Annotated in this window: 3 protein-coding genes and 2 pseudogenes; 2 read left to right on the top strand and 3 right to left on the bottom strand. The window is 67.0% G+C overall.

The genetic code is table 11. The annotated features are described in order from the left end of the window. On the top strand, positions 1–671 hold a 671-nt coding region (locus FV234_RS25405), incomplete at its 5' end, for a TonB-dependent receptor (protein ID WP_147832390.1). Positions 672–931: 260 nt separating this feature from the next. Here the strand turns inward: FV234_RS25405 and FV234_RS25410 are convergent. Further along, the gene (locus FV234_RS25410; RefSeq protein WP_147752155.1) at positions 932–1,825 is read right to left on the bottom strand and encodes a LysR family transcriptional regulator; all 894 of its coding nucleotides are present in this window, start codon (positions 1,823–1,825) and stop codon (positions 932–934) included. Between the two features lie 96 nt (positions 1,826–1,921). On the opposite strand from FV234_RS25410, the gene FV234_RS25415 reads away from it, so the two are divergent. Further along, positions 1,922–3,043: an aldo/keto reductase gene (locus FV234_RS25415; protein WP_147752154.1), complete on the top strand. Its 1,122-nt coding sequence runs from the start codon at positions 1,922–1,924 to the stop codon at positions 3,041–3,043. Between the two features lie 303 nt (positions 3,044–3,346). Here the strand turns inward: FV234_RS25415 and FV234_RS25420 are convergent. Together FV234_RS25420 and FV234_RS25425 are read right to left on the bottom strand one after the other, a co-directional pair. Then, positions 3,347–3,625, bottom strand: a pseudogene (locus FV234_RS25420) (helix-turn-helix domain-containing protein); the annotation flags it as partial. An 84-nt stretch (positions 3,626–3,709) separates the two neighbouring features. Beyond that, positions 3,710–3,821, bottom strand: a pseudogene (locus FV234_RS25425) (IS5/IS1182 family transposase); the annotation flags it as partial.

Here is a 3,821-nt window from a genome sequence, read left to right on the forward strand (position 1 = left end):
TCTCGCTCTACGGCAGCTATGGTCGCTCCTTCCTACCAAACACCGGCACGAACCGCGCGGGGCAGCCCTTCGCCTTCCAGCAGGGTGAGGGCTATGAGATCGGCACCAAGCTCAGCCTGCTCGATGGGCAGCTGAGTGCCACGGCAGCCCTGTTCGACATCCGGCGCACCAACGTCCTCACCGTTGATCCGGTCGATCCGAACTTCAGCGTTGCAGCCGGCGAGGTCCGCAGCCGGGGCTTCGACTTGACCGTCGCCGGCTATCTGGCGCCCGGCTGGCGGATCATCGGCACCTACACCCATGCAGACGCCGCCGTGGCTCGCGACAATACGCTGCCCGTGGGGACTCGGATCGCCAACATCCCCGCCGACACCCTCGCCCTGCAAAGCGTCTACGAGTTCCAGGGGGCGGAGCTGCGCGGCCTCGGCTTCGGTGGTGGCGTTACCCATGTTGGCGCACGGCAGGCCGGGACGGCCCTCTCGACCTTCCGTCTGCCGGACTACACGGTGTTCAACCTGATCTCGTATTACTGGATTACGCCGCAGGTGCGGGTCTACCTCAACGTCGACAACCTGCTCGACACCACCTACTACGACCGCGCCTTCCAAAACCGCTACGCCACACCCGGTACGCCGCGCACGATCATGGGCGGGGTCGCAGCACGATTTTGATGTCCACCGCTGCAAGGAAGCGGCATTCCATGGTGGATCACCGGCCTGTGAGATAGCTGCGTCCGCTGGGATGCTTGAGCCGCCTGAAATCGGACTGGCAGTGATCCACCCGGTCCCGTCTTAGAGCGAACAGTCGGCACCCGACCCGACCTCGCCGTTCCACCGCTTCTCTCGGCTGGCGAAAAGCTGTCGGACCGCTGCGTGGCGAGACAACCACGCTGCGGTCGTCGGAAACCGCGACGGCGATGGAACGGATCAGGTCATGCCTGCACCCAACGCACGGCATCGATCAGGGCACGAAGCGCCGGTGTCGCCTGCTGGCTCGGATGGTAGAGGTGGTAACCGGGAAAGGGCGTGCACCAGTCCGCAAGGACCTGCACGAGGTGGCCCGCCGCGATATCAGCTGCCGCATCCTCCTCCAGCATGTAGCCGAGTCCGGCGCCGGCCCGCACTACGGCCCCTGTCAGGACCGCATCGTTGACGGTGAGTTGGCCGCCTACGCGAACGCGAACGTCTTGGCCGTCGCGCGCGAACTCCCACGGCAGCAATCCACCCCCGCCGACCAGCCGGTAATTGACGCAGTTGTGCGCCTCCAGGTCCGCCGGCGTCTCGGGCCGTGAATGGCACGCAAAATAGGCGGGGGTGCCGACCACGACCGTGCGCAGGTCCGGCCCTAGGCGCACGGCCACCATGTCTCGCTCCACCGTTTCGCCGAAGCGGATGCCGGCATCGAACCGATCCGCGACGATGTCGGTCAGGCGATCGTCGATGACGATCTCGATGGAGACGGCCGGATGATCGAGGAGGAAGCGCGGCAGGGCGGGGTCGAGCACGTGGCGCGCGGCCGAGGAGAAGGTCGTTAGCCGCAGCGTCCCGGATGGCTCACCCCGCCAGTCGGCGAGCGCAGCGAGCCCGCTTTCGACCTCCGCCAGCGCTGGCGCCAATGACCGCATGAGCCGCTCGCCCGCCGGCGTCGGAGCGACGCTGCGCGTGGTTCGCGCGAGCAACCGAACGCCGAGTCGTTCCTCCAGCCCCCGTACGGCGTGGCTGAGTGCCGAGGGCGAAAGGCCGAGTTCGGCCGCCGCACGCGTGAAGCTGCGGGTGCGCGCCACCCTTGCGAACGCCGCCAGATCGTCGAGTGTGCCCCGTCGCATTGCTGCATCCCGTTCATAAGCCCTTGCGGATGATACGGGCTAATCCCCCGCGAACGGCGGCGCTATCCTGTGCGGGATCAGCAGGGATATGCAACAATGGACCTCACCCACTACCGAACGCTCGGCCGCTCCGGCCTTGCGGTCAGTCCGCTCGCGCTCGGCACCATGACCTTCGGCACGGCGCGCTGGGGGCTGGACGAGGCCGGCAGCCGCGCCGTGTTCGACGCCTATCTGGAGCGGGGCGGCAATTTCGTGGACACGGCCGACGTGTACGCGGGTGGCGAGGGCGAGGCGATGCTCGGGCGCTTCATCGGCGAACGCGGTTTGCGCGACCGGATCGTCCTCGCGACCAAGTCGGGGTTCGCCACGGGCAACGGGCCGCACGCGGGCGGCAACGGTGCCAAGCATGTCCACGCGGCGCTGGAAGGCTCGCTGCGCCGCTTGCAGACCGACTACGTCGATCTCTACTGGGTGCACATCTGGGACGGGGTTACGCCGGCCGAGGAGTTGCTGGAGACCATGGCTGGTCTCGTGCGCGCCGGGAAGGTTCGCTATTGGGGCCTGTCGAACACACCCGCCTGGTACGTTGCCAAGCTCACGACGCTGGCCGCCCTGCGTGGGCTGCCGGGGCCGATCGCGCTGCAGTACTTCTACGCGCTCGTGAACCGGGAGGTGGAGGACGAGCACATCCCCCTCGCAGCCGAGTTCGGCTTGGGCATGGTACCGTGGTCGCCGCTCGCCTATGGGCTGCTAAGCGGCAAGTACGACCGCGCTACCGTGGAGGCGGCGGGTCCGCGTGTGGGCGGCTTGCCGAAGGATGCGGCGCAGTCGGGCGCGATGCGTTCCGCCGACGACAAACGGCTCGACGGGGCCAATCCCTTCGGCGACAGCCTGTTCACGCCGCGCAACTGGACCATCGTCGAAGAGGTTCGCCGGGTGGCGGAAGACATCGGGCAATCGCCGGCGCACGTCGCGCTCGCCTGGGTGATCGGACGATCGGGAGTCGCCTCGACGCTGATGGGCGTCAGTCGGCCGGCGCAGGTCACCGACAACATCGCCGCGCTTGATGTCGTGCTGTCTGAGGAGCATCGCGCCGCGCTGGATGCGGTCAGCGCACCGGCGGAACCGCGCCTGATCTACGGCCTGTCGCGACCGCCGTTGCGGCAAGCCGTCGTGTTCGGCGGCGCGCAAGTTCGGGCCCCGGGCGAGAGGCCCTGAGGAAAGCCTTTCCTCGCTTGCCCGGTCCCGGGTGTACCCAGCCTCCCTGTCCGCCAACTGCCCCAAGGCGACGCGCGAGCATCGGTCGGTACAGACGCCGGGCAAACGTCCGGCTTCATGGACATGCAACCAAAAAGCGGTCGGGCAGAAAGCCACCCAACTCATACCAACCGGCATTGATCAAAACCGATAGGCCCACTGGCGCAGTCCGATGGACATGATGAGCCAGGGTTGGGCGACGAAGCGTTTCCAGGCCTCACAACACCGATCGAGGATGTCGTCGTAGGAGGTGAAGATCCGCGCCAGCGCCTGGCGCTGCGTCTCGTTCAGCTTGGGACGGTTGCCGGGTGCCTTGCCGTCGATCAGGCCGATCGGTCCTTCGGCGTTGAAGGCCAAAACCCAGTCGCGCACCGTCTGCAGGCTCACCGCCCCGATCCGGGCGGCGTCCGTGCGGCTGCCGCCATCGTAAATCTCGGCCAACGCCAGCAGACGGCGGCCCTGACCCGCATCCCGGCCGGCCCTGGCCAGCCTCCGCAGATCATCGGCCGTGAAATCCTGCCGCAACGCCACCGCAGCCGACATGGCAAACCCTCCCGGTTCGCCTCATCGAATCAGATCCGCAAACGCAACGAAACTCCGTGAGTCACCCTAAGAGTCTGTCCGGCATCATAATGTTTTCTGACAGAGCTTTCGGGTCATGAGGCGGATGGAGGCCAAGAGGACGAACGCTCGCCCTTTCCGGCTTTTGCATTCCCAATCCTTCGCGAGACGGCGGCAG

Origin of the sequence: Methylobacterium sp. WL8 (genome assembly GCF_008040045.1) — a bacterium.
In the GTDB taxonomy this organism is placed as follows: domain Bacteria; phylum Pseudomonadota; class Alphaproteobacteria; order Rhizobiales; family Beijerinckiaceae; genus Methylobacterium; species Methylobacterium cerastii.